The sequence below is a fragment of the Mesorhizobium sp. P2_A12 genome, from assembly GCF_056405075.1.
Map to the genome: position 1 here is coordinate 1 of NZ_JBFUCU010000016.1, position 24,951 is coordinate 24,951.

Annotated in this window: 17 protein-coding genes and 9 pseudogenes; 13 read left to right on the forward strand and 13 right to left on the reverse strand. The window is 59.0% G+C overall.

The genetic code is table 11. The annotated features are described in order from the left end of the window. Nucleotides 1-575: 575 nt before the first annotated feature. Nucleotides 576-1,620 (reverse strand): annotated as a pseudogene (locus AC1DZU_RS27195) (IS110 family RNA-guided transposase). Nucleotides 1,621-1,843: 223 nt separating this feature from the next. Between AC1DZU_RS27195 and AC1DZU_RS27200 the strand changes: the two are divergent. After that, nucleotides 1,844-1,942: pseudogene (locus AC1DZU_RS27200) on the forward strand (ATP-binding protein); the annotation flags it as partial. Nucleotides 1,943-2,023: 81 nt separating this feature from the next. On the opposite strand, the gene AC1DZU_RS27205 reads toward AC1DZU_RS27200, so the two are convergent. From AC1DZU_RS27205 to AC1DZU_RS27215, 3 genes are all read right to left on the reverse strand, one after another. Then, a complete protein-coding gene (locus tag AC1DZU_RS27205; RefSeq protein WP_477289741.1) occupies nt 2,024-3,067 on the reverse strand; it encodes a C45 family autoproteolytic acyltransferase/hydolase in 1,044 nt (347 codons plus the stop codon). A gap of 449 nt (nt 3,068-3,516) precedes the next feature. After that, a complete protein-coding gene (locus AC1DZU_RS27210; RefSeq protein ID WP_477289742.1) occupies nt 3,517-5,127 on the reverse strand; it encodes an acetolactate synthase large subunit in 1,611 nt (536 codons plus the stop codon). 747 nt (nt 5,128-5,874) lie between these two features. After that, on the reverse strand, nt 5,875-6,129 hold the full coding sequence (locus tag AC1DZU_RS27215; protein ID WP_477289743.1) for a hypothetical protein: 255 nt from the start codon (nt 6,127-6,129) through the stop codon (nt 5,875-5,877). Between the two features lie 336 nt (nt 6,130-6,465). Here AC1DZU_RS27215 and AC1DZU_RS27220 point away from each other — a divergent pair, with 336 nt between their 5' ends. Then, nucleotides 6,466-6,660 (forward strand): MmgE/PrpD family protein, encoded by a 195-nt coding sequence (locus tag AC1DZU_RS27220; protein ID WP_477289744.1) that lies wholly within the window; start codon nt 6,466-6,468, stop codon nt 6,658-6,660. A 346-nt stretch (nt 6,661-7,006) separates the two neighbouring features. Next, nucleotides 7,007-7,283 (forward strand): annotated as a pseudogene (locus tag AC1DZU_RS27225) (IS110 family transposase); the annotation flags it as partial. A 217-nt stretch (nt 7,284-7,500) separates the two neighbouring features. On the opposite strand, the gene AC1DZU_RS27230 reads toward AC1DZU_RS27225, so the two are convergent. From AC1DZU_RS27230 to AC1DZU_RS27240, 3 genes are all read right to left on the reverse strand, one after another. Next, complete coding sequence (locus AC1DZU_RS27230) at nt 7,501-7,968, reverse strand: recombinase family protein (protein ID WP_477289745.1); 468 nt, start codon at nt 7,966-7,968, stop codon at nt 7,501-7,503. After that, nucleotides 7,958-8,155, reverse strand: a complete 198-nt coding sequence (locus tag AC1DZU_RS27235; protein WP_477289746.1) for a hypothetical protein — start codon at nt 8,153-8,155, stop codon at nt 7,958-7,960. The genes AC1DZU_RS27230 and AC1DZU_RS27235 overlap by 11 nt, the downstream gene beginning before the upstream one ends. A 261-nt stretch (nt 8,156-8,416) precedes the next feature. After that, nucleotides 8,417-8,653, reverse strand: coding sequence for a hypothetical protein (locus AC1DZU_RS27240; RefSeq protein WP_477289747.1), 237 nt, complete (start codon nt 8,651-8,653; stop codon nt 8,417-8,419). Between the two features lie 216 nt (nt 8,654-8,869). On the opposite strand from AC1DZU_RS27240, the pseudogene AC1DZU_RS27245 reads away from it, so the two are divergent. Next, nucleotides 8,870-9,706 (forward strand): annotated as a pseudogene (locus tag AC1DZU_RS27245) (IS110 family RNA-guided transposase); the annotation flags it as partial. A gap of 314 nt (nt 9,707-10,020) precedes the next feature. Beyond that, a pseudogene (locus AC1DZU_RS27250) lies at nt 10,021-10,631 on the forward strand (ISNCY family transposase); the annotation flags it as partial. 214 nt (nt 10,632-10,845) lie between these two features. Here the strand turns inward: AC1DZU_RS27250 and ltrA are convergent. Both ltrA and AC1DZU_RS27260 read right to left on the reverse strand, forming a co-directional pair. Next, nucleotides 10,846-12,036 (reverse strand): annotated as a pseudogene (gene ltrA, locus AC1DZU_RS27255) (group II intron reverse transcriptase/maturase). Nucleotides 12,037-12,788: 752 nt separating this feature from the next. Beyond that, nucleotides 12,789-13,922 (reverse strand): hypothetical protein, encoded by a 1,134-nt coding sequence (locus AC1DZU_RS27260; protein ID WP_477289748.1) that lies wholly within the window; start codon nt 13,920-13,922, stop codon nt 12,789-12,791. Nucleotides 13,923-14,231: 309 nt separating this feature from the next. Here AC1DZU_RS27260 and alr point away from each other — a divergent pair, with 309 nt between their 5' ends. Next, the gene (gene alr, locus AC1DZU_RS27265; RefSeq protein ID WP_477289749.1) at nt 14,232-15,326 is read left to right on the forward strand and encodes an alanine racemase; all 1,095 of its coding nucleotides are present in this window, start codon (nt 14,232-14,234) and stop codon (nt 15,324-15,326) included. A gap of 536 nt (nt 15,327-15,862) precedes the next feature. Here alr and AC1DZU_RS27270 read toward each other — a convergent pair. Next, nucleotides 15,863-15,955: pseudogene (locus AC1DZU_RS27270) on the reverse strand (Mu transposase domain-containing protein); the annotation flags it as partial. Between the two features lie 214 nt (nt 15,956-16,169). Between AC1DZU_RS27270 and istB the strand changes: the two are divergent. Together istB and AC1DZU_RS27280 are read left to right on the forward strand one after the other, a co-directional pair. Beyond that, nucleotides 16,170-16,955, forward strand: a pseudogene (gene istB, locus AC1DZU_RS27275) (IS21-like element helper ATPase IstB); the annotation flags it as partial. 274 nt (nt 16,956-17,229) lie between these two features. Next, nucleotides 17,230-17,391, forward strand: a complete 162-nt coding sequence (locus AC1DZU_RS27280; RefSeq protein WP_477289750.1) for a hypothetical protein — start codon at nt 17,230-17,232, stop codon at nt 17,389-17,391. A 35-nt stretch (nt 17,392-17,426) separates the two neighbouring features. On the opposite strand, the pseudogene AC1DZU_RS27285 reads toward AC1DZU_RS27280, so the two are convergent. From AC1DZU_RS27285 to ectB, 3 genes and pseudogenes are all read right to left on the reverse strand, one after another. Further along, nucleotides 17,427-18,059, reverse strand: a pseudogene (locus AC1DZU_RS27285) (prephenate dehydrogenase/arogenate dehydrogenase family protein); the annotation flags it as partial. A 745-nt stretch (nt 18,060-18,804) separates the two neighbouring features. After that, entirely contained in the window at nt 18,805-19,647 is an 843-nt protein-coding gene (locus AC1DZU_RS27290) for a 2OG-Fe(II)-dependent halogenase WelO5 family protein (RefSeq protein ID WP_477289751.1), read from the reverse strand. Beyond that, complete coding sequence (gene ectB / locus AC1DZU_RS27295) at nt 19,637-20,896, reverse strand: diaminobutyrate--2-oxoglutarate transaminase (RefSeq protein WP_477289809.1); 1,260 nt, start codon at nt 20,894-20,896, stop codon at nt 19,637-19,639. The genes AC1DZU_RS27290 and ectB overlap by 11 nt, the downstream gene beginning before the upstream one ends. 1,008 nt (nt 20,897-21,904) lie before the next feature. Between ectB and AC1DZU_RS27300 the strand changes: the two genes are divergently transcribed. The 5 genes from AC1DZU_RS27300 to queC all read left to right on the forward strand — a co-directional run bounded on the left by AC1DZU_RS27300 (nt 21,905) and on the right by queC (nt 24,650). Continuing rightward, nucleotides 21,905-22,225, forward strand: a complete 321-nt coding sequence (locus AC1DZU_RS27300; RefSeq protein WP_477289752.1) for a HesB/IscA family protein — start codon at nt 21,905-21,907, stop codon at nt 22,223-22,225. Nucleotides 22,226-22,251: 26 nt separating this feature from the next. Next, complete coding sequence (locus AC1DZU_RS27305) at nt 22,252-22,686, forward strand: iron-sulfur cluster assembly scaffold protein (RefSeq protein WP_477289753.1); 435 nt, start codon at nt 22,252-22,254, stop codon at nt 22,684-22,686. Nucleotides 22,687-22,922: 236 nt separating this feature from the next. After that, nucleotides 22,923-23,558, forward strand: coding sequence for a 7-carboxy-7-deazaguanine synthase (gene queE, locus AC1DZU_RS27310; protein WP_477289754.1), 636 nt, complete (start codon nt 22,923-22,925; stop codon nt 23,556-23,558). Further along, entirely contained in the window at nt 23,555-23,908 is a 354-nt protein-coding gene (gene queD / locus AC1DZU_RS27315) for a 6-carboxytetrahydropterin synthase QueD (RefSeq protein ID WP_477289755.1), read from the forward strand. Before queE ends, queD begins: the two co-directional genes overlap by 4 nt. A gap of 4 nt (nt 23,909-23,912) precedes the next feature. Next, nucleotides 23,913-24,650, forward strand: coding sequence for a 7-cyano-7-deazaguanine synthase QueC (gene queC, locus AC1DZU_RS27320; protein ID WP_477289756.1), 738 nt, complete (start codon nt 23,913-23,915; stop codon nt 24,648-24,650). The last annotated feature ends 301 nt before the right edge of the window (nt 24,651-24,951 follow it).

Here is a 24,951-nt window from a genome sequence, read left to right on the forward strand (position 1 = left end):
TATGCCGAGGTCACCACTATGCCGAGGTCACCACCGCAACCGGCTCCGACGCTGCGCTGATCGAAGGCTCCGCGCCTCCGCCGGTTGCTCAACCCGCGCCAAGAGGCGTAACAGAAACGGCCAAGGCTCTAATCGCCGCTGGATGAATGTTCAGTGGCAGGTCAGACGGGCGTCGGGCGATTGGCTCCGCCACATAACTCTTATGACCGTGGTCAAGAATGATGGATGACATTTTTTCGCCCCATGTCTTTTGCCACAGATTTTGTTTGCCATTGATGAGGCAGCACGGAGACGGGATGGGGCCTTGAGACGACGGTTGATCCAGCTCTTATCCGCGGGTTGGTTACCGCACTTCCGTAATCCATCCTGGGCTATCCCTGTCTAGTGTCGGGCGTTGGGCTGATGCCGGCCACATAGTTAGGACGGGAGTTCCCCACCGTGGCCACATCCCGTCACCGTGCTGCCCGGTTTTTCCGCCGGGAGATCCGGCGCGGGCAGAGCCTTCAATCCGGCGGCGCCCGCGCCGGGGCGCGCTTGTCGGGATCCTGATCTTCGATGAAGAAGCGTACTGCATCTCAACGCACCGGTTCGACCTGGTGGCCGATGGCCCACAGGAACGCCGCCATCTCGCGCGCGATCGTTGCAACGACGATGAGTTTGTTCTTGCCCGCAGCCAGCAGGCGCCGGTAGCGGGCGCAAAGCCGAGTTTGCGCCCTCCAGGCGATCTCGCGCACCGCCTTCGGCAGACCCTCGCGCCTGACGCGAATGGGCTCCCTCACCCTGGCGGGATAGCGCTAGGCCTAGGCGCCTTCGATTAGGACGCGGCGGGCGCGGCGATTGCCGGCCAACGTCAGGCCGCCGCGCTTTACCGTGTCATCGGTCGAGCGCTCCGAGGGCACCAGGCCGAGAAAGGCCATCAGCTGCCGCGGAGTGTCGAACCGGCGGATATCGCCGACTTCGCTGACGAAAGTGACGGCGACGATGAAGGACACACCACGCAGCGCCTGATAGGCCGCCACCACCGGCGGCATCGACCAGCTCCAGTTGCGCATCCAGCCGCTCCAGCCGGTCCTGCGCGTCGGTGATCACGTCCGCCAGCCAGCGGGCATGGGTCCGGGTCCAGTTCTTGCGTCCGGTAAAGACCCGGCCATGACGCAGCAGGAACTACAGAAGCTGCTGGCACTTCTTGCGCAGATCCTCGCTCGCCGCGGAGGCACCCGCACCAGATCGCGCCACTTCATGCACCGCGTCTGGAACTCAGAGTCCCTTCAATTCTCCGGCCCGCAGCAGCCGCGCCAGACTGACCGCATCGCGCCGGTTCGTCTTGACGCGCTCGCCCGGGCGCTTGGGGATCAGCGAGGGCGCACGACATCGCAGCGCTGGCCGAACTCGACGACCTGCCGGTAGAGCCCGTAGCCGGTCGGGCCGGCTTCGTAACAGAAATGCAGGCGAGGATGCCTTTTTTCTCCAGCTTGCGCACGAAGCGCTCGACCGCCGCTGGCCTAGCCTCCATCTTTCCGAAATACCCGACCTCCTCATGCGGCCACCCTCGGCAACCGCATTGGCGTGCTTCGCCTGCGACACATCGATACCGACGTACAAAACGCTATCTTGCTTCATGGCCAGTCCTTTCTTCGCTTGGGGCTCGGCTCAGGCACTCCCCGAGCAATCCCCGTTTGCTTAACAGCTGCAAAGACTATGGGCGGGCCGCCGCTCAGACCTGGTCATAACGTCTATGGACGGCAGTTCAACCACCGGGGTCCCACCCCCCGGCCCTGTGCAGCGGGTGGGGTCTAGACTCGTCTATGACGGCGTGACCTCCCGGCCGATGCCCCACCGAATGGGGCACGGTCTTGGCGACCCTGTTGTCGCAACCGCACTCCTCGATCGCCTGCTTCATCACGCGGTCGACGTCCAGATCGAAGGATCGAGCTACCGGCTTCCGGGGCCAGAATCGTTCGCCGATCGCCCGGAGTTAGCAGCGCAACTGGGAACACATCGTGGCAACCAGTCCTTCAATATTTCAGGAAACTGTCGGCAGGACGATTTTCCGATAGCTATTGACGGAGGGCTTACCGGAGGCCAGATGCATTTCCCCTTGAGCGCAGTCCATAATAATTGAAAACGCTGTCTCGGTTGGTTCGTCCGCCGACGCAGTCTTGCAGATTGCATTGGGCGCTCCCGATTTGTCGCAGAGCACCCGCTTCAGCCCTCCCACACTCAACTCCTCACGAGCGAGGGCACGGTTGAGCGCCTCAAGTCGTGCAGCCGACGATGGATAGATGTGGTTCAGGGCGTTCTGATTTTCCTGACTCCGCACTTTGGGTAGCAACGAATTGTTGGTGTGCAGATAGGTATCTGCCGACGGGAGGAAGGTTGCACCGCTCTTCGCCGACACTTCCGCGGCGACGATCTTCCCCCTGCGGTCGCCGATCACGTAGGAGCGGCCACCCATATGCGGGAGAGCCGTGAGCACATCAGCGGCGGATTTGACGTCGGGCGTCGCCAACACTATTCGGCGGACCATTTGGCTTGGAATGCCGTCCCCGTACCCGTTGAGCACGAGGTCACTGTTGACCAGCGCAAGACCATGCCGGTTCATCCCAACCCAGCCAAGGCCACCGAATGAGGCGACAACGGCGAACTCGAAGCCGTTGAGGGAGAAATGCACAAAGAGGCCAAGTTCCGAGTGCTTCTGAACGGGCGAATCCCAGTTCTGAGCAGCAATCGCGCCCGTTTTCGTCTTCAGTGCGACAGTACTACATCCACTGTCACTGTTTCGCTTGAAGATTTCGAACCCACTACGCAGCACAAGATTGGACACAGTCTGACCAGAACCCTTGGCGATGCCTATTATCTCCTCGGCTGTGTTAGGCGATGCGGCCCGAACTGCCTCAAATGCCATGACGGCACCTCTACCCGCCGCGGCTCGCACGGGTGCCGGTAGCGTGCCGACGTCCCGCGCAAGGACACTAGCGATTTCATTTTGGAACCGCGCTCCATGGGCGACGCCTCGCTCATAGGGCGTGCCGACCAGGATCACTATTGGTATCTCCATTTTCTGCATCTCCAAACGTGATCCGCATGGACGACGCACAGGACACACAACAAGGTCCACGGTTGCCAGAGGACGACCAGACTGTCGTACGGCCTGAATTGATACTCAAACGAGTACATCGAGTGCTTAACGTCCGTCCAGTTTGGTCGTCGGTGGGCCCGTTGGTCCAGCGCCCACCACAACGACTGCAGCGTCGCAGCGAACCGCCACCTAAACAAGCATATTGCCATCGAACAATGTCTAACAGGCACGCACCCGCACATCGATTTCCTCCCTACACAGCGGACAGAAGCCGGGATGATAATCGTCGCCACATTCGAATTCACGCGTCCTTGTGGGCTTTGTCAGAGATGCAGTCAGACGAGTATCGCTGGCTAATGACATCGTGGAGTGAGCATCCACGTGCACCGAACAGTTGGCCGTACATCGTCCCTAGACACATTAGCCGTCTCGCATCGTCATCTAACATCTGTTTTGTCCGAATAGTGTACCGGTGTGCTAACGAGATGGACACCGCCGCTGGCGAATGCCGCTTCGAGTGTCGGCACGAGGTCGTCCGGGCACTCGATCCGCCTGCCTTCGATGCCGTAGGCCTTGGCATAGGTAACGAAGTCGGGATTGTCGAAGGTCGTGCCGAAATCATTGTACCCTTGTGCGGCCTGCTTACAACGGATCATCCCATAAGCATTGTCCTGCAGGATGAGCACGACCAGATTGAGACCGAGGCGGACCGCAGTCTCGAGTTCCTGCGAGTTCATCATAAACCCGCCATCGCCGCATACCGCGAGGACGCGGCGCTCCGGATAGAGCATTGCAGCCACAATCGCCGAGGGTAGCCCCGCGCCCATCGTGGCGAGTGCATTGTCGAGCAGCAACGTATTGGCGACGTGGGTGCGGTAGTGGCGGGCGAACCAGATCTTGTACATGCCGTTGTCGAGGCAGACGATGCCATCCTCGGGCATAACCTGACGCACATCATGGACGATCCGCTGTGGTGTGGGCGGGTAACGGCTTTCATCCGCCCGGTCGGCGATCTTGGCCAGAATCCCCTCGCCTAGTCCGAGAAGCGCATCAGCGTTGGGCAGCCTTCCTTCGATACGGTCGGCGATCAATCTCAGGCTCGGTCCGACATCGCCCACCACTTCGGCATGCGGGAAGAATACCTCCTCGACGGTCGCTGGCAGATAGCCCACATGGAGTACGACCGGCCCATTCGGCCCCATTAGGAAGGGCGGCTTTTCCATCGTGTCGTGACCGATCGAGACGATGAGGTCGGCGCGATCGATCGCTCGATGGACGTAATCCCGCTCCGACAGCGCGGCCGTGCCAATAAACAGTCCGGACCCTTCCGATACCGCGCCCTTTCCCATCTGTGTATTGAAGAATGGGATCTGTAGGCGCCTAACGAAATCTGACAGCACGTCGGTCAGGCGCGGCCGGCTCGCAGCCGCACCCAACATGACCAGTGGCCGCTCGGCCTTAAAGATCAGCTCGGCGGCGCGGTCTAGCGCTTCTTGGGGCGCCACCGGCAGATCGATCGGATGAGGCAATACTGTTGATGGAACCGCCGCCACAGGCTCGGCTGCGACATCCTTTGGAAGCTCGAGATAGATCGGGCCCGGCCGTTCCTGCTGCGCCACACGAAACGCTTCGCGCACGATCGTCGGGATTGTCGCGGGGCTGACGATCTGGCGCGCCATCTTGGTCAGCGGCGCCATTGTCGAGACCATGTCCACGATCTGGAATCGTCCCTCCTTCCTGCTTAGGATCGCCTTCTGCCCGGTGACCATGATCATGGGCGTTGCGCCGAGCAGGGCGTAACCTGCCCCCGTAGTGAGATTTAGCGCACCGGGACCGAGCGTAGACAAGCACACGCCGGGCCTGCCGGTAAGCCGTCCCTGCGTTGCCGCCATGAATGCTGCCGCTTGCTCGTGGCGCGTCACCACAAATTTGATTGAGGAACGCCGCAAGGCTTCAACGAAATCGAGAATGTCTTCTCCTGGCACCCCGAAGATCTGCTGTACGTTCTCGTTCTCCAATGAGGACACAAGCAGTTCGGCTCCGTTCATTGGTGTCGTCCTCTTTTGATGCTTACCATGCTCTCGATCAGGACTGCCGGAGTGGTTTGCGATTGTTGATGCGTACCGCTCTCGCATAACGACTTTTGCGTCCGCTACGACTGCTGGCTGTCGGTCAGCCTGCGTTTCAGAAGCCGATTGAAAGTACGCGCGGATCCAATTTGATGGCCGTCTCTTTCTCGAGCCAGAGAGGCCGAAGTGAGAAACGGTGACCGGTTTCTGCCGGCGGGTACGCTGACGTGCGGGAAGGGCCGATTACTGCCTCCGCGTCCTCGAAACGTGGCCCTAGGAGAGCGCCTTTGGCTGCTTCGCGACAAGGGCCAATGGAGCCTACCCGTCCATACTCCTCGCGTTTTTCCAGGCCACTATTGTGCCAACGCCTTTCGTCACCTCACGACAGTGTGCTGACCTCCCGCGGATGGCTCTGGTCGCCTGGAAGCAGACATTGTTCAGAGCAACTCCGGAGGCACAAGCAATCATAGGCATTTGCATTTGATTTCCTTCTGGTAATCGAAAAATTTACGCTGCTCCGCTCAGCTGCTCGTGTTCCATTCACGTTTGATATGACGCACATGATGAAGGACCTGGATTGTCATTCCGCCTTGTCACCGGATCCCAGTGCAAAAGTCCGCCTGCTGGCTACATACGCCTGGGTTGCGAATGCGGCTGCCTCAAAATTGGTCCCGAAGCGGATGAGCTAGTGCACCGAAGCGTGTGGGTGTCGCATCCTCCATCTCGCTAATTGCGGCGATGCTCATTGGTCCGTTTGTGCCGTCGGATAGGTTTCGGCCCGCTTGCCAGATCGCATCTGGACAACAACAACAGCTCCTCGACCGTCGCGTCGAGTTCGTTTGCGTTCGGCAGCATGCCCGCCACTTCCCGCGAATCGTACGAGACTGACGATTCGCTGAAGGCCGTGCCATGGCTTTTTGCTGAAGGCCGTGCCGTGGCTTTTGAAAACCTTCGACCGCTATCGTTCGTGTCATCAGACATTCCTCGTTTTCGCGCATTCGCCGTGGGGCGGGAAGCCCCGTTGCGTTTAGGCAACAAAGTCTGGTCTCGATACCTTCACCGGAGAAGCAAGGAGGAGGCCAAATCGCTAACCGTTGAAAAAAAAGAGGAAAATTCCTGCTGCTACGTGAAGCGTACCCGCTTTGGTGCAAATCAACATCGAGGTGGGTGAAATCGGCCCATCGGTGTCGCGGATGGTACAATGCCTCCCCTGCTTCCGCCCATTCGGCAGCCGATGGGAGAAATGTTCTGAAACGTAACCGATCTTGTCGGCGCCTCCTGAGCCCGCGCCGAGGTGGCTGCCGCAACTCGGGCAACATGCCGAAGTCTCTCCACGTCCCGCAACGGCGTTGTACCAGTGAACGGCTTACACCCGGTGCGGCGGCGTTCGCCAACAGCTCGGCTGCCGCAGCATTTGACATCGATAATGGACATCGGCGTGCGATCGGCCACTTGGCGCTTCCAAACATTCCGGCCATGATTGCTGAAGCGAAGGCCAGCGGTACTACGTAAGTTGGCCGGCTACTTCACCGTCCTGCTTGAAAAAACCGGCGATCCGCTGAAATGACCAGTCGCATGCTCGTGGCCGACGCGTCGCCTTCGCCGAAGAAGCGAACTTCTCCTCCCGACCCCGCAATCGCGTTTCTCCTTCGGAATATCGATTCCGACAAATGCTTCTCTAAAGTCTGCCACAGTTCGTCCTCCTTTGATGAGGATCGGCTCGGTCCATCCGAGCAATCCTCAGACGCGCAGTGGTCAAGCCGCCTCACCGACAGAGGGGGACATGCGGATAGCGACCTGCTCTGTGACAAAGTGAGGCCGCTGAATCAACACCTTGCCCTGAAGGCAAGCATGCCCGTTGCAACTCACCAATCCGAAGCGCCGACCGCTCCGTGCCGATCTTGGCGCAATCTTCGTCTCATTGGAACTGAGGCGAGAAATGGTGGATCACCTCGCTGTCGCGTGGTAGTGGTGAGAAGACGTCGAAGCATTCGGTGGTGGCCGGCGACGGCGCCGGACTGCTGGCGCGATTTGCCGAGCTCAAGAGGAAGGCGCAGGCGCGGACTAGGCAGTGCTTTCCGATCATCGTGATCAAGGAGGCCGGGCTCGATTGCTTCTGGATCCATCGCATGTTGTGTTTGGACTGGGGATATCGCGAACAGCGGTGCGAGGACATCGCGAACAGTTTTGCGCATTGTGCGCGAGGGGGTTCGGGATGCCGTTCAAGGACAGAAGCGCGATGGACCAGAAGTTGGAGTTCGTGAGGCTGGCCTCGGCGGAGGGGTCGAATGTGAGCGCGTTGTGTCGGCGCTTCGGCATCGGACGGACGTGCGGCCACAAGCTGCTTTCGCGCTACCGGAGCGAGGCGAGGCAGGACTGGCCGAGCAGTCGTGGCGGCCGAGATCGAGCCCGGCCTAGTGCGCGCCGGAGGTGGAAACGGCTGCGCTTTCGGTGCGTGCAGCGCATCCGGCTTGGGGTGGACGCAAGATCGCGCGCGTCATCGCCCGCGACGGCATCGGCACGCCCGCGGCCTCGACGGTGACCGGCATCCTGCGCCGCGACCGCACCGACCTTGCCGAGGCAGACTTCGGCTACCATTCGGTCGAATCCGGCACGTGTGACGCCGCCTGCGGCAGAGCGGCCGAGATCGTCATCGACCGTCTCGATGCAAGACCAGCCGAGTGCCACCAGGCGATCGCGCATCGCATACTGCAGGGCGCGGCTCTCACGATTGTGCAGAACCTGATGGGCCGAGGATTGCCGCACATACAGGATCGCCTTGCGCTCCAGATGGTGGGGCCGGATCTTCTCATGCATCATGGCGCGCCTCCTCCCGTGGAACGGCGCGCTCGCCGTCGACGTGGTCGAGGATCAGGCGCACCATCAGCGTTGTCAGCGTCAGGCGCGTCTCTTCCGGCAGCGCCTGCCATGGTGGCATCTGCGCGGTCGGCGCATCGTGCGGGTTGGAGAACAGATCGAACTGATATGTCGTGGGCTGGCGCGGCATGGACCTCTCCCCGATTCGCGTCGTGAGGACCCGATGCTGCACCCGAATCCTCCAATTGCGATGGGGTGTGGGAATTGGCCGTCGCGTCCTGCAGCAGTGTCACCAAGACGCCAAGCGTTCTGGGATCGACATGTGGGGCAGCGGCAATGCGCCACGCGGTGCAGACCGCGCGATCAAACATCCAGGCCGGAACCTCCAGCCACCGATCGGAGGCGTGGCCAGAGAGACTGCAGCGGAAAACCTCCCGGTCAACCTTCTCGATCACCTCATGAACGTGAACACGACGCCTGGCCCAGGGATGCCATGGATAAAGAAGCTCGCGTTCCTCGGTCCCGTGGGCGTTCTCTCGTCGTGTTGTTCAACACCGTGCGTCCGCACGACGCGCTTGGCGGCGCTGTGCCGCTCGACCGCTACCGCGTCTCGCAGCGCCAGTATCGCGAAACCGTCGAGCCGTTCGACTATGCCAAAGACGATCTCGTCCGCCGCGTTCAGCAGCATGGCTTCGTCTCCCTCCTGGCACACTATGCGCCTGTGCAGGGCCTTCGCCGGCAAATCCGGCGCCTTTCGCCCAACCGCTGCCGACGGCGTTTTCGACGCTTGGTTCAACCAGAAAATAGAACCATCGACCTCAATGCCCCTGGCTCGCTCGGATAGCAAACTGTTCGCGATGTCCCCAGTACAAACAATGTTGGAGACCGAAGGGATCGAAAGATAGTGGTCGATCCGGCGTCGATTGCGACTTCGCGCCGACGCCGCCGCGCAAAGACCGACAAGATCGACGGTGCGGCGCTGGTCCGCGCGTTGGCAGCCACGGGTGTGTGCGATGCTCCGGATGCCGGCGCCCGAGGAGGAGGAGGAGGAGGACCGTCGCCGCATCACGCGTGAGCGGATGGCCTTGACTAACGAGCGCGTGCGTCACGTCAACCGCATCAAAGGCCTGCCGTTCGCCTAGGCGTGTTCGGCTATGAGCCGCTGCGCCGCGACCGGCGCAAACGACTGGCGGCGCTCAAGACCGGCGACGGCCGACCCTTGCCGGCACATCTGCAGTCGGCCGGGAACTCGACAGGCTCGAACTGCTGCTGGAGCAGATCAAGGCTGTCGAGCTGCGCGCGATGCCCTGCTTGCTGCCCTGCCGGTCGTCTCGCCGGCACTGGCGATGCTGCTCGATCTGAGAGGGCATCGGGCCGGAGTGTGCCGCCGTCTTGTGAGTCGGAGGGGCTGTCGCGTCACTTCGGCAACGGACGACAGGTAGCCGCCTATGCGGGCCTCGCGCCGAGACCCTGGCAGAGCGGCTCGGTCGATCACGACCAGGGGGTAGCGGAAGCCGGCAATCCAAGGCTGGGAAACGACGCTGATCCGGACGGCCTGGCTGTGGCTGCGCCATCAACCGCGATCGGCGCTCACCTTGTGGTTCCAGGACCGGTCAAACACAACGGCGGCCGTCTGAAGAAGTCGACGATTGTTACGCTCGCCCGCAAGCTGCTCGTAGCGCTGTGGAAATACGTCAGCGCCGGCGTCATCATGGAGGGCGCAATCATGAAGACCGCCTGATGCGTTAGCCGAACTGAATTCTGCAAATCTTCCAGGACCCGATCAATCCTGGCCGATCCAGGTGGGACTAGCCGAGAATATGCATGGTCCTGAAATGGCCGCAAGCTAGAATGGTCTTGTCCTCCTGAGCCTTGCCCGCCGCAAGCGGGATGTTGGTGCCGCTGTCTCGAACAGCGACCGTATATAAGTTGGATCTGGTTTGGCAACGAGCCGCGTCTTGCAATCGGGCTCAGACCGTGGATGCCGCAACAGCCGAGGGAAAGCAAAGATGTCACCCTGACAACAGTTCCGAATTGACGCTCCTCATATAAGCGGATGAGCACCACGATCTGCCTGGCTTGGTAGCGCGAGACTTGGTTCGGTTCGGTGTCAAGGCTACCGGACGGCAAGGCTACCTGCCGACGCGGTCTTACGTTGCGCGCTTCTCTAGCAATACCGCCACTTGAGCTATCAGGATCCATATCGAGGTTCACCGTTATTTCGTGCCTTTGCGCGGTTGCCGTGGTCCTGGAGCCCACAGAAGTCGATGCTGCAAAAGACGATCAGCGCGAACCGGCCCGAGACCTGGGAGCAGATCAATCGGGTGTTGATGTCCGGCGCGCAGCAGGCGAAGCTCGAAGACGGCGCGGTCGTGCGGCTGGACAGCACCGTGACTTCGGCACTCATGCACGAGCCGAGCGACAGCAGCCTGCTTTGGGATCCGGTACGCGTCATGGTGCGCCTGCTGAAGCGAGCCGATGCCTTGGCCGGCGGCGCCGGCTTGGGGAATGGCGCGATCACCGCCGAGCGGCCAAAAAGCGCGCCCGCAAGATCCAGTTCACGGGCGATCGACCCAATCGGGTCCACTCTATCGTGAGTTGATCGCTATCACCCCGCGACCTTGGCCTATCTGAAGCAGGCGACTGAGCGCGTCGCACCGGCAACAGCCGGCTCGTGGGCGTGCGCGGGTTCGCGCCAACAAACACCTTTCCGACGAAACCACCGGCCAACGTCCTGCCCATACCGCTCGAACGCCCATCAACGGCCAACAAGCCATCGCAAACGCTCGCAAAAAGAAGCGGTTGGCGAGTAGCGGAGACGCTTGCGCGCCTCCGCTCTCTCAGAACCGTGCGTGAACCTCTCAGCTCACACGGCTCCCATCAGGCAAACGTGCCGATCAGACCGAGTTGCCAGTGCACGAAGAGATCGGTGCGCTGCTTGACGATCCGTTGTAAGAACCGACTTGCCCGAGCCTTACCCCTGCCAAAGCGTTTGAACTTCCGCCTTGCCCACGCAAGCACCCTGAGGAGCGGACTGATCAGCCGGGCGATGTCGTCCAACGAGAGCTGCGTCTGTCGGCGGATGTGCAAGTCCCTGATCTTTTCCCGCATCGCTTTCAGCGCCGAGGAACTGACCGCTGGTGTGAAGCCGCAAAACAGTCGCCCGCTTTGCGTTCCCCATACCGCGCGCGGTCGGAAACAATATCCGAGGAAGTCGAACGTCACGTTCGGATGTTGCCCTCTGCGTTTGGAGTCTCTGCAGTAGACGATCTTGGTCTTCGTCGGGTGCAGTTCCAGTTGGCATTCCGCCAACCTCGCCTGAAGCGCAGCCTTGACGGCTTCTGCCTCCTGCTCGGTCCGGCAGTGCACCAGCCCGTCATCCGCATACCGACACCATGGGAGGTCGGGATGTGTCCGTTTCATCCACAGATCAAACGCATAGTGCAGAAAAAGATTTGAAAGAATCGGCGAAACTACGCCCCCTTGCGGAGTCCCGCAGTTCCGTTCAATCCTCTGTCCATCCTTTTCCATGGGCGCTGTCAGCCATCTCTCGATGTATAGTAATGCCCATTTGCTCTTTACGTGCCTGCGAACTGCCGTGAGCAAAGCTCGTGCGAGGTGTTGTCAAACAGTCCTTTAATGTCGAATTCTAAAACCCAGTCATATTTCCAGCACCGCTGACGCGTCACCCCCACCGCATCCAGCGCCGATTTTGCCGGTCTGTAGCCGTAGGAATCTGGCAGGAATATCTGATCGAGCTCCGGTTCGATGAGCTGCTTGACCACCATCTGCGCGATCCTGTCGCTCACGGTGGGCATACCCAAAATCCGCTGGCCCCCACCACTCTTTTTCGGAACGGGGACGGCACGCACCCGGTGGCGGAAAGTAGCTTCCCGAGCTCATCCTGTTCCAAATCCTGTAGAGATTCCTCCCCAGGTCGGCTTCGAATGCCTCGATCGTTTGCCCGTCCACGCCAGCCGCACCACCATTGGATTTGACCGCTTTGTAGGCTTCGTACACCAACCGCTTATCGATCATAAACGGCTTGTCTGTCGCATCTGTCGTTGTCATCCTGTTGCCAGTTGCTTCGAAAATACGACCACCTGACCCGCCCCCTTCGCTCCGGCCCCATTACAGGGCTTTCAACGCTACTACGGGGCGATCCGTCCCAGTTCCCTGCATCGGTACTCTCGCCTCACGGTGGTGTGCCGCTTGTGCTTCTCCCTTGGCATCAGAAAGCTGGTTCCTGCAGTTCCGCACAAAAGCCTGCATCCGGCTCATGCCCCCTATACGCCGTCCACTGTCCGCCCAGTCATCAGGCTCCCGACGGACTTGTCCAGAGAGATCCACATGCCCTCGGTTTTAGTGGTATTAAAGAGTTCTAACGACGCGTCATCGAAGGGTTTGCTTGCGCTCATCTTCCGGATGCCTACCTGCCCCGGATCATGTCCGCGGCTTTTGACCCAACGCTAACCACCACGGCTCTTCTACCACAGCAGCTTGGGCTGGTTTGAGACCCGCTCCTGAAAGCCGATCCCGAGGGGCCTACCCTCATCTTTCACGCAGCTTCTCAGCATCTTGTCAGTTCACCATCGAACCTCCTTCTGCTTGCTGCAGCACACTGTGGATGGAAACTAGGCTAGTCGCGCAACACAGGCGCAATTGCCGCGATCACCTACTCGAAACCCACAATACCGGCAAGCCAAGTGTCAGATCGGAACAGAATCGAAACTGAATCAACACATCATCAGTCTCCACAGGCGCCAGCTCGCCACCGCGACCGCCTGGTTGTCTCACCAGTAAGATGCTTCGAAGGGTTCCGGTTACTCGAGGCGACGATGGTATTCGGCATATTTCCCTGCCAGTTCCTCCGCACGGTCCTCGCACTCCTCAAGCGTTACTGCGTCGCAATCGTAGCCCAGCAGCTTGCGCATGATTTCTGCCGATTCCGGCGTGAAGCGCACGGTCCCGTCGCTTTCGACGGCTTCAATTCCGTCGAATTTCTGACATCTCTTGTTGATCGCAACCGCTTCGTCCAATGATAGCCCTTCAGGCAAATCGATCGAAATGCCTGCTGGAGCAATCCTAACGGGATAGCCCCCTACGAGACCCAATGGGCCCGGCGCATGTACGACGCGCTCCACGCGATCGGCGAGCGCGCGCAGAACGGCTGTCGCCGACGATGCCGTAACCAATTGTCCCGTAAGGTCTCCCGTCCGGCGAAATTGTCCAGCAACATGGGCGAAAATCTCATCGTGGCCCAATTCCTCAGGCCTGATTCTCCGGCCTTCCCGATATATGGCCAGATGGTAGGGCGCTCCGTCCGTGGTTCCGGTGCTCGGCATACGATAGCTGACATAGTGTTGGGCAAAGAACCGCACGTCTACCGCTTTCACGTCGCAACCCAGAAGATGTGCGGCCGCCAACCGGATACCCGGCACGGCATTAGCGACGTTTCCGATGCCGATCGCTGGCGCGAGACCCTCGGCCGCAAGGGCTGCGTTTGTTACATCGGAGTAGGATGCGTTTACGACAAGGCTCTCAAGTCCGACCTCTCGCACAGCTTTCATCAGGCGTCTCACGAGAACGAGGTGCATCGGCGTCCATACCCCGCCGCGCGCTTGATCGATCTGCTGATAAGCATCGGGCGGCAATTGCCTTATGATCCACCATGAATGCAATGTCGTCGCATTGAAAATGATATCTGGACGGAGAGCCGCCAGCCGCTCTGCTGTAGCCGCAATATTCATTAGTTCCATAGGCACCACTTCGATGGTCGGATCATGGCCGAGGTTTAAGGCCGCGTATCTCGCCACATTGGCCCTCAAAGAGGCCTGCTGCACATTTCTTGCCCCAATGTGCAGATCGTACGGTCTGCCGCTTTGACTGAGAAGATCAAGGACGGCACCACCAAGCACGCCGTGCCCAATTATGAGAATCTTTACCCGTTCCTTCATCCGACATCTCCAAAACAGGAATAATAAGTTATCAAACAAAACCGTGCTCTCTGAGCAATCATGCCGAAATTACGCGGAAAGTGAAGGCTATAATTGTGAAATTCGACCTGCACATCTTAAGTTTTCATTGCAAAAAACTTACGAAATTTTTCACATTCAATAGTCAATAAGTTAGCTACTGTGTCGAACTTGGAACAATGCTTACAAAAATCTGCGACTCGCAACGGGCTGAGCTTTATCGCATGATGGCTTGCGGGCTGCGTAGCAAAGCTAGAGGACGGGCCTCCAGGCACTGTAGGAGCGCAGAAGATGTCGCCTGCCGACGTGGTTCTGGAAATAAATCTAGGGGCGATTCAGGCGAACTTCCGGACCATATCGGCCCTCGTTGGGCCACACGTAAGGGTAGCCGCTGTCATTAAAAGCGACGCCTACGGCCTTGGTCTTGTAGAGGTTGCAAGGGCGCTCATTGACGCCGGCTGCGATTTGCTTTTCGTCGCCAATCTGAGCGAGGCGCTGCTTCTGAGGTCTTCACATATAGAGGCTGCAGTAGCCGTCTTTTGCGATCAGTTTGCGAGGTATAGCCAATGCTATCGATCCAACAATCTCATTCCTGTTGTGAACAATTGCGCTGAGTTGGATTCCATTAGCGCGGCAGGTGAGCCGCAAACATATTTTCTCAACGTGGAAACGGGATTTTCCCGCCTTGGGCTCGATTTTGCCGATGTGCGGAGCAGGTATCTATATGGCACGTTCGAAAGGCATCCGCCGTCTGTCGTACTCAGCCACCTCGCGTGCAGCGAATGCGTTGCGGACGCGACAAATGTGCTGCAAAGGAACCGGTTTCGGGCAATCTACAATCTGCTTAAGCCCGCCCGCGGTAGCCTCGCGGCTTCCGCCGGTGTATGGCTTGGCAAATCCTACCACTTCGATATGGTGCGGGTGGGCTCAGCGCTGTACGGGCTCAACAACGCTGGCATTCAATCAACTCCGTTACAGCCCGTTACTCGACTCCGAGCGAAAATTCTCGACGTGCGCACTGTGCCGAGGCGGGAGGTTGTTGGATATGGCGCGACATTTCGTACGGTCAGAGCCAGCCGCGTAGCGATAGCCGGGATCGGCTACAGGCATGGTCTTCCCTGGAGCAGCGCGAACAAGATATCTGTTCGGATTGCTGGGCATTCGGCTCCGCTAATTGGAAAAATTTCCATGGAATACATAACGATAGATGTGACAGACCTTCCTAAGGCGCTTTGCGGTCAAGGTGCTTTTGTGGAACTGCTGAGCGAAGATTTCACCGTCGGTGATCTTGCAGCGACCGCTGGCGTTATTCCACAGGAGGTGCTGACGCGCCTTGGTGCTGGTTGCAACAGACAGTATCTGAATTCTCCGTCTCCATCGACCTGACCCGCTCGCTCTAGAGTAAGGATGCGATCAAAAAACTGCCTTTACGACGCCTCGGCTGCGGAGCCAAGGCCGTGTCGAATGTCGCCGCGAACGGCCGGTCCTTCTCTCCGCGTGTTCGCGCGACTAGCGAACGCCACTCGGTCCATGTGTTGATGCCGAGTTTTAGCTTTGACCGTAAGACCGTATGTCCGCCACGGCTGTGATCGGTTAAGGCGATACCGGTGGCATCGTCTACAACCGTGCTCTCGTCGATCTTGCCCGCCACTATGGTTTTCATCCCAAGGCGTGTCGGCCTTACCGCGCCAAAACGAAAGGCAGGGTCGAGCGGCCGTTCCGCTACATTCGCGAGGACTTCTTCCTGGCCCGGTCCTTTCGCAATCTCGAAGACCTGAACGCCTAGTTGCGTCACTGGCTGGACACGGTCGCAAACCCGAGGGTTCACGCCACCATAAGGCATGTCGTCAACGAAGCTTTCGCCGAGGAGCGGGCAGCGCTGCGGCCGCTGCCACTGGCTCCGTTCCGGTCGGTCCTGACGTGTGTACCTCAACGACACGGCGCGTGGTGGCGTCGGGCACGCTGTAGAAATTGCCGCCGACGTTGACCATGCCCTCCCGGCCGATGCGTCGCTCACGCTGGCCGAAGAGGTTCGCATCTTCGAGGACGGCGCGCTCATTGCCCACCCATCCCATCCTCGAAGGCCGACACCAGCGTCATGTCGAGCCGGGTCATCGCAACATCCACGTCCACAAGAGCCGACAAAGACTGAGGAACGATGAGGTCATCCTTCATGGCTCGGGCGACAGGGTCGCTCAGCGCCCGTTGGCCTTCTCCGACGCCGTCGCCCCGCGGGCGCTCGAAGCGCTCGATCATGTCGTACGCCGGCTCGAGCAAGGCGAGATCGCCGCCCTCGAAGCCATGAACATCCTCCTCTCGGAAGAGTTGACCCTGCGCGAGAACAGCCGGATCAAGACGGCACTGCGCATGGGGCGCCTGGCCACGATCAAGACGCTCGCCGGCTTCGACTTCTCCCTCCAGCCCTCGCTCGACCGCGATCGAATCATCACGCTCTCCCAACTCGGCTTCGTCGCCCTCTGCGAGGTCGTCCACTTCCTCGGCCCGCCGGGGCAGGCAAGAGCCATCTGGCCATTGCGCTTGCCGTCGAGGCCGCGAAGACTCGGAAGAGCGTCTATTTCTGCACCATCGCCGAACTCATCGCCGCGCTGGCAAGGGCCGAACGCGAAGGCCGCCTGCAGGAACGCATCCGCTTCTTCTGCCGGCCAGCTCTCCTCGTCGTCGACGAGATCGGCTATCTGCCCGTCATCCACGGTGGTGGCAATCTGTTCTTCCAATTCGTCAACGCCCGCTATGAAAAGGGCGCAATGATTCTCACCTCAAAGAATGGGCGAGGTCTTCGGCGACCCTGTCGTCGCAACCGCACTTCTCGATCGCCTGCTTCACGATGCGGTCGTCGTCCAGATCGAGGGATCGAACTATCGGCTCCGTCAGCACGCCGAAATCATGCCCGAACACCTGCGATTAAAAACCTCCATCACTCCGCCGACACTAAATGCACCATCGCGGCCGCGAGGCCGGCCACCGAAAAATGGTCACCCATCCGCGACAGCCTGAGCGGCGAAACTGGGGAATTTTACTTCGGCACTTTTGAGGAAAATTGACACCCCTGACAACGAACGTTCTGCGGCCATTGCACCCGCAACAGCGCAGGTGACGCCAGATAAGAGGTGATCGTCGCAACGTTGGTGAAACGAGAGCAGGAGAGGGACGCGTTTTTTTGACGGGATCGTCAGCCTGGACAAGCTGAAGCCAGTCGCCCTACTCACCAAATTGCTGAAAAACTAGTCACGTCGAAATCCTTGTTTGAAAAGATCGCCTTGGTCGGCATTTGATCGGCTCTTCGCTGGCGCGCATCAGCGCCGAGACTCTGAAGCGCGCCGAGGAGCTGAAGCTCGGCGACGGCTACACGAACGACGCGAATGAGGCGGTGCGCGGGGCCGACCTCGTCATCGTCTCAGTGCCCGTCGGTACCTCCGGCGCCATGGCCTGAGGAGATCGCACCGGCGCTTAAGAAGCGCGCCACCCTCACCGATGTGGGCTCCACCAAAGCCTTCGTGATCGATGCCCGACAGCCTGGCGGCCGAAATCGGGCACATCGACATCCTGCCCGCCTCGATGATCCAGCGGCGGATGGCGCGCGTGCGGGTGAAGAGATCGAACAGCTTGTCGCCTTCGCCCCAGCGGATCGCCCGCTGCAGCGAGGTGAGATCCTCCGAAAAGCGCGCAAGTATTTCGAGGATGCGTCGCGGTTGTGCTGGCCCATGTGGCACCACGTTGTGGGGCCGGAAGCGGCGAGGCGAATGAAATCGCGGAAGCCGGAGGCCGAATATTTGATAACCTTTGCTTTTGTGACCGCCTCTAGTCGTCCGCCGTCCCAACTATGTTGTAGGCGACGATGGGCGGCTCGTGCGAGACGATCGCCAGCGTCATGTCGTGATGCTGGGGGTCCATCGTGCCGACGTTGGAGCCGTAGCGGCGCCAGAATTGGGAGAGCTCCTCCAGCGCAGCGGGGTCGGTGCGTTCCAGCGGCGTGAAGATGCACCAGCGGTTCTGGAACAGATTGGCAAAACCCGCATCAGGGCCTGAGCTCTCCATGTTGGCCAGCGGATGTCCGGGGAGGAAGTGTACGCCCTCCAGCACGAAGGGCTGCATCTGAGCGGATCTGATAGAGCTTTGCCGGCCTGCCGGGGAAGGCGCGCAGAGCCCGCAGCCTGTAGACCTCAGTTCTGTCCACCAGTGACTGGCGCAGATTGCTGCGGGGCAGAGACTATTGAGCGCTCGCCTATGGCTGTGGTCGCTCAACTTGAAGGATTAGCTATCAGAGTGATCCATCAGTTTTATTTGGTCCCGTCGATGCATTTTCCCGGCGGCTGTGACCGATTTCTCGACCAGACTGATGACGTTGCTCATATTCGAGCGGTTGTTCGACTGATGTCTCCTTTGCCCTGAAACTGGATTGCCCGAATGCCGTGACCTGTCACGGAACTTGTATCCGGCGATTAGGAGCCTCGGCGATATTGGTTTAACCTGCATCTTTGGGCTGCATACGTCGGCCGGATCGAGAAAGATTGAAAGAAAATAGCGGTAAGCGTCCCAATTATCTGCGATCTCCCGAAACTGCTCTTGTTGTCCCACTGTCTTTCTCTTGGCCGAACTGTTTCCGAGAATGAATGTCCGGCACAGGACGAGTAGCGACTCCCTTTAGATTTCGGATTGGGCTGACGTCCCACCGCATGACAACACTCGAGCTGAAGGGTACACGGCGCCGGTCTGCTTTAAACATTCCACAACGCTCTCGTGAAGATCCTTGGCCTCCACAAGCAGTGGCTGGGGTCCCCCGTTACGAAAGTTGTTGACGCCCTTAACTGCCAGCGGAAGCCGGTCAGTCGCTACGACATCCATCTCAGGTCCACCAGAGAACAAGATCCGGCCGCGCAAACCCGAAAAAGCTGTTCAGCAGCACGCGACGCTTTCCGTTGCCTGATTGACCGGTGACCCCATGAACGAAACCGCCATCAAGTAGGGCGATATCCCCAGCCTTGAGCTGGATTTCGCGACTAGGCACGGCCTCGAGATAAGCTGCGGAGTAGGGATATCCCGTGGTCTCCACACCCTGCGACTTTCGATCCGCGACTGTTGGCTTGTGACTCCAGAGCCTCAAGTTTCCACCTTCCTCAGGCATGCTGGGATAAAAGTTGAGTGCTGCGACGGTGTTGTGCGCCACCGCAGAAAGCTCGTAATCGTTCCCAGCACGTAACACTTGAGCGACATCGTCGTGGGGATCCAAGGAAAATGCACCGCTTCCGGTCCAACTGAGAGCGCGACAAACGTTAGCCTGACCGTGTTCTGAGCGCGCCAGCCGCAATTCTATGCCTTGTTTGTGAAGCTCGCGCTTCAACGCGTCGAAGAGGGCTCGGACCGGATCAACTAAATTGCCAAAAAGAGCGTCAACGTGCGGCCGCGCAGTTTCTGCCTCCGCGAAATAGGTGGCTGCATCCTTCCTGTAGTGGGATGCGCCCACATATTGTCCGGGGACGCCGTCTTTACGCTCCCTGAGACCGGGACTGCTAAAAAACTTCGCGGTGATCTCCTCGGCTATTTCGGTGCTGAAAGCTTGGCTGATGTGCAGAGCCGTGATCTCACCTTTTAGGACCGAGATGATCTCCGCAGTGCTGATCGAGCCGGCTCGTTCCTCGATCGTAAGAGGCGAGATGGCCGGCGTTTGAGGTGCTTGGTTAGTCGCCATTTGTTTTCTCCTGTAGTGCCTGATCGAGGATGGCAATGCCGTGATCAAGTTCGTCATCTGAGATTGTTATCGGCGGAAGGACTTTGATGACGTCGCGATTTGGCCCCGAGGATTCGATCAGCAGGCCGTTTTCGAACGCGACATCATGCACACGGCCAACAACGGCCTGTGAACGGCACTTGAGGCCGGCCATCAGACCTCGGCCCCGCTTTTGTTCGATGCACTTGGGGAATTTCGCAACGAGGCGATCAAGGTGTTCTTGCAGTTTGACGGCCGTCCGCTCGACGGCTGTAGTAAACTGCTTATCGGACCACATTGAGCACATGGCCGCGGAAGTCACAAAGGCGAGGTTATTGCCTCTAAAGGTCCCGCTATGTTCTCCCGGTTTCCATATGTCCATGTCGGGGCGAATCAGAACTATAGACAACGGATTACCTGAACCGCTTAGCGATTTCGAAAGACACACGATGTCAGGCTCGATTTTCGCGAACTCGAACGAGAAGAAATTGCCAGTTCGTCCCGAACCTGCCTGAATGTCATCGACGATGAAAACAACGTCGTGCTTACGGGAAATGCGCTGAATTTCTGAGAGCCATGGTGCGGATGCTGTGTTCATGCCGCCTTCTGCCTGGATGGGCTCCAGGATGATTGCGGCCGGCTTTTCTATGCCGCTGCCTGGGTCGCCCAACACGTGATCGATGTAACTCGCGGAATCGAAAGTTTGGTTCGGATAGTTCTCGTAAGGGACACGGATCACATCGTGGCGAGCAACGCCGCCAAGCTGTCTGGTTGACGCTGAACCCGACACCGCCAAAGAGCCGAGCGACATGCCATGGTACGAATTTGTGAAGGCCATGACACTCGAACGGCCGGTATATTTACGCGCCAGCGCCAACGCCGCTTCGTTAGCGTTTGTCCCGGTCGGCCCAGGAAACTGTATCTTGTAGGAAAGGCCCCGGGGCTTCAGGATTGACTCGACAAACACTTCGATGAATTCACGCTTTGCAGCTGTATACATATCAAGCGACAAAACAATATTTTTATCCGCGAGATATTGAATTGCCGGCGAAATAATATCCGGGTTGTTATGGCCGTAATTGAGCGCGCCGGACCCTACAAGGAAATCAATATATGGTTTTCCGGACTCATCCCAGATTGTCGCCCCAAGTGACTTTGTAAAGACTGTTGGAAACGATCGCCCATAGCGACGAACGTTAGACTCATAAGCTTCGAAAATGTCAATATCCATCAAACGGCCTTTCTGTATGCGGCTCGCGATTAACGCTGCAGGTTCCATGTCCAGCGCATTCCAAATCATCGATTTCGACGATTAGCTACGGCCAATCTCTGACTTAAAGCGAACGTATCATGGTCAGCGACTTGCATTCGCAAAGACTCTGTAAATTTGTTTGACGAATCTGTTGCAGCGCTTTGGGTATCGATAGCATGGCACTCATTACTCCGCCTTTGACGGCAACGCTATCGGTTGGGATGTTGGCGACGGCGACTGATACAACCGCACCGGATTTTTTCCACCATGACTGGAACCACGATGCTTTGGTATTTCTCTACGTCGGCCGTGACGGGATCCTTGCCGACGAGTAGCTGCGGCAGATAGCGATTTCTCTCCTTCGATGTGACGGCGAGACCGGTCCTTTATCGAGTTTCGTTTGGAACGCGGACGAGCCAGACCGCGAATTGGCGACAGAACTGAACTGACCGCGGCCTCTAATCGTGGCCATGGCGGCCCTGGCGGTGATTGCGCTGTTCCCTGGGCGGCGCGTTGGCCCACCTCCTGGCTTCACGGCATATAATGCCTCAGTCGGGCCTCGCGAGGTGGCGGCCGCGCTACAGGCCACGGGCCGAGCATGCGAGTGGTGTTCGGCACCCACGACCGACGCAAAATCGACGGCGCCCCCTTCGAGAAGGCGCGATCGATGCGGCTATCGACCACCCGGTGTTCGCCATCGCACTGCGTGGTGACGATGGCGCGGCTTTTGGAGCGCAGCACGACTTAAGAGTTCCCACCCTTACACCGGTCAACATTCATATGATAGAAAACGCTGGCTCAGGCGACGACACTAGCGATGTGTCCAATGCCGATTCTGTACGCAAGGTTTCACTCTGTCCGACATCCGACAATTGTTGGATGTGAACAGGGCGTCAAATTCTTCAACCACTTGTTTTAATTGAATTTTACCTTCTGGCACATTCTCTGCAGTGTGGCTTACGAACGCATCAGCAAGAAAATAGTCCCATGATCACACTCACTGAAAACGCCGTCGCCGCGGTCAAGGCCGCGCTTTCCCGCGCCGACGAACCGGCGGAAGGCTTTCGCATCATGGTCGAGGCGGGCGGCTGCGCCGGTCTCAAATACCTGATGGGTCTGGAAAGCGTCTTGCGCGAGGGGGATGCCGTCATGGAGACGAACGGGGTCAAGGTGTTCGTCGACGCAAGCTCCCAGCCCCATCTCGCCGGCATGACCGTTGACTTCGTCACGGACCTGGAGTCCTCGGGTTTTGTCTTCGACAACCCCAACGCGCGGGACAAATGCGCCTGCGGCAAGTCCTTCGGCTAACCACCATCACAATATGGGTCCGCGCCATGTGGGACTACAGTGAATACTTCTTCAGCCCGAACAATATCGGCGCTTTGGAAACCCCCAACGCGGCCGGCGAGGTCGGCGCCGTCGCCTGCGGCGATGGGCTCAAATTGATGATGGGTTTCGACCGTAAGACGCAGACGATCACCGCCGCAACGTTCCAGACCTTCGGCCGCGGCTCGGCCATAACCGCTTCCTCGACATTTACCGAATTCATCGTCGGCAAGACCATCGATGAAGCTCTTCAGATCACCAATCAGGACATAGCGGATTTTCTCGGCGCCCTGCCGCCGCACACGCCATACTCATTGCTCGACCGCCTCATCCTGGAGCGCGGCTTGCGGCTGATGTGCGAGTTCTTCGGTGCTGTGAGGCAGGCCTTCGAGGAGACGCCAGGATTCTCACGTCTCGTCCTCGTCAAGGCATCATCGCCATGAGTGAGGTGATAGAGGCGGCTCTCGAGGTGATAGGCTTCGATGAGCGAGAGGCCCTTCCCAGCAGCCTTCCCCCGCTGAAACCCAATTCTGCGCGGACTTCGAGCGAGTGGGTTTTCGGCAACGAGCCTCGGCGGTGGAACGAGCTGCAAGACGTGCAGTGGGACATTTCCCACCTTTTGCCGCGTCTCGTAAGCCAGCAGAGATGCTCCCTTGCTCAGTCGAAGGCCGCGTAAGCAATGCCATATGCGGTCAAGGAAATTTTCTACACCCTTCAAGGTGAAGGACGAAATGCCGGGCGGGCCGCCGTATTTTGTCGTTTCGCCGGCTGTAACCTTTGGACGGGACGTGAAGGCGACCGGGCAAGAGCATTCTGCGGATTCTGCGACACTGATTTCGTTGGGGTAGATGGCCCCGGTGGCGGACATTTTGACACCGCACGGGAGCTTGCGTTGGCGGTCGAACAAGCCTGGCGCGGGTCGGGAACTGGGCAGCGTCTTGTCGTGCTCACCGGAGGGGAACCCCTCCTCCAGATCGATGAAGAACTCCTGGAAGCGCTGCATTCCTTGGCGTTTGAAATTGCCGTGGAGACCAACGGCACCATCCCCACACCCGCCGGCATCGACTGGCTGTGCGTCAGTCCGAAATGGAATACACGCCTCGTGGTCATGGCAGGGGACGAGCTAAAGCTTGTATATCCTCAGATTGGCGCGGAGCCCGAACATTTCGAAGTTCTCGCGTTTGAGCACCTTTTGCTTCAGCCAATGGACGGGCCCGAGCGCGAGGCGAATAAGGCCGCCGCAGTAGCCTATTGTCTTGCCAACCCACGTTGGCGCTTGAGCCTGCAAACCCACAAGTTTCTCGGGATCCCATGAAAATTACGCAAGCTTTTACCTTCGAGGCAGCGCACTGTCTTCCGCGCGTGCCAGAAACCCATCGCTGTCACCGAATGCATGGCCACTCATACCGTGTGGAACTGCGTCTGGAAGGGCCCCTCGATCCAGATACGGGCTTCGTCATCGATTTCTTCGATGTCGAGGCTGTGTTCGGACCGCTTCTGCAACGTCTCGACCATCAGCATCTGAATGAGATTGAAGGTCTCGACAATCCGACAGCGGAAAACATTGCGGTCTGGATCTGGAACCAGACCAAGCCGCTTCTTGGCCAAATGTGCTCGGTAACAGTCTATGAGACACCGCTTTGCTGGGCTGAATACGAGGGTTGACCCGGTGCAACGAGATCCGGGAACCGCACTCGTCCTTTTCTCCGGCGGCCAGGATTCGACAACCTGCCTGGCCTGGGCGCTGGAGAACTTCGAGCGCGTCGAGACAATCGGCTTCGACTATGGGCAGCGGCATCGGATCGAGCTCGATGTGCGGCCTTACCTGCTCGAGCGCATTCGAACAGACTTTCCGGCCTGGCGTGGTCGATTAGGCGAGGACCACATGATTGACATCGCCGTGCTCGGTCAAATCAGCGATACCGCGCTCACGCGTGACGTCGAGGTCGCACTGAACGCGAACGGTCTAACAAATACCTTCGTGCCTGGCCGCAACCTTCTGTTCCTCGGCTTTGCGGCCGCGATAGCTTACCGGATGGGCGCGAAACACCTCGTGATCGGCGTGTCCGAGGCGGATTGTTCCGGCTACCCGGACTGTCGGGATGACGCAGTCAAAGCAATGCAACTCGCCCTGAACCTTGGAATGGAGACGCGTTTTGTCATTCACACACCCCTCATACGGCGCGACAAGGCGCAGACCTGGGCGCTGGCGGATTGGCTGGGCGGCGAGGCGCTGGTGAAGCTCATCTGCGAGGGAAGCCACACCTGCTATAGCGGAGACCGCGAGCATAGACATAGCTGGGGTTTCGGTTGCGGGACCTGCATAGAGTGTAATCTTCGCGCAACGGGATGGGAGCAATTCCGATCCTGCAAAGAGGCACCGGTGGCCGCCAATGAAATGACCTGAGCGCCCAGATCCAGGCCGACGGTGGCAATCTGTTCCAAAGATCGTTTCCTTCTTGTGGTGTTCAGCACGACCAGGGTAGGCGCTTTCGATGCCGTTTCGAAGGGCTGTTCCATACATCGACCTTGATGATCTTTGCCGTTCGCGTGGTGCTGTTTGGTAGGGGGGGTTCAGCACCATGGACGAGCAGGCTGCGGTTGTTATCCTTGATCCAGGTCGGATTGATCGTGGAGCGTACTGCCAAGAAAAAGGAGAGGTTGTGGTTTCGACGAGAGGCGGTTGATGGCCAAGCCTGCCCTTATGT

Coding starts and splice junctions, on each gene's coding strand:
- AC1DZU_RS27205 (WP_477289741.1), bottom strand. CDS start 3,067: ATGCAGAAAATGGAGATACCAATAGTGATCCTGGTCGGCACGCCCTAT.
- AC1DZU_RS27210 (WP_477289742.1), bottom strand. CDS start 5,127: ATGAACGGAGCCGAACTGCTTGTGTCCTCATTGGAGAACGAGAACGTA.
- AC1DZU_RS27215 (WP_477289743.1), bottom strand. CDS start 6,129: ATGTCTGATGACACGAACGATAGCGGTCGAAGGTTTTCAAAAGCCACG.
- AC1DZU_RS27220 (WP_477289744.1), top strand. CDS start 6,466: ATGCCGAAGTCTCTCCACGTCCCGCAACGGCGTTGTACCAGTGAACGG.
- AC1DZU_RS27230 (WP_477289745.1), bottom strand. CDS start 7,968: ATGATGCATGAGAAGATCCGGCCCCACCATCTGGAGCGCAAGGCGATC.
- AC1DZU_RS27235 (WP_477289746.1), bottom strand. CDS start 8,155: ATGCCGCGCCAGCCCACGACATATCAGTTCGATCTGTTCTCCAACCCG.
- AC1DZU_RS27240 (WP_477289747.1), bottom strand. CDS start 8,653: ATGCTGCTGAACGCGGCGGACGAGATCGTCTTTGGCATAGTCGAACGG.
- AC1DZU_RS27260 (WP_477289748.1), bottom strand. CDS start 13,922: ATGAAGGAACGGGTAAAGATTCTCATAATTGGGCACGGCGTGCTTGGT.
- alr (WP_477289749.1), top strand. CDS start 14,232: ATGTCGCCTGCCGACGTGGTTCTGGAAATAAATCTAGGGGCGATTCAG.
- AC1DZU_RS27290 (WP_477289751.1), bottom strand. CDS start 19,647: ATGGCGACTAACCAAGCACCTCAAACGCCGGCCATCTCGCCTCTTACG.
- ectB (WP_477289809.1), bottom strand. CDS start 20,896: ATGGATATTGACATTTTCGAAGCTTATGAGTCTAACGTTCGTCGCTAT.
- AC1DZU_RS27300 (WP_477289752.1), top strand. CDS start 21,905: ATGATCACACTCACTGAAAACGCCGTCGCCGCGGTCAAGGCCGCGCTT.
- AC1DZU_RS27305 (WP_477289753.1), top strand. CDS start 22,252: ATGTGGGACTACAGTGAATACTTCTTCAGCCCGAACAATATCGGCGCT.
- queE (WP_477289754.1), top strand. CDS start 22,923: ATGCCATATGCGGTCAAGGAAATTTTCTACACCCTTCAAGGTGAAGGA.
- queD (WP_477289755.1), top strand. CDS start 23,555: ATGAAAATTACGCAAGCTTTTACCTTCGAGGCAGCGCACTGTCTTCCG.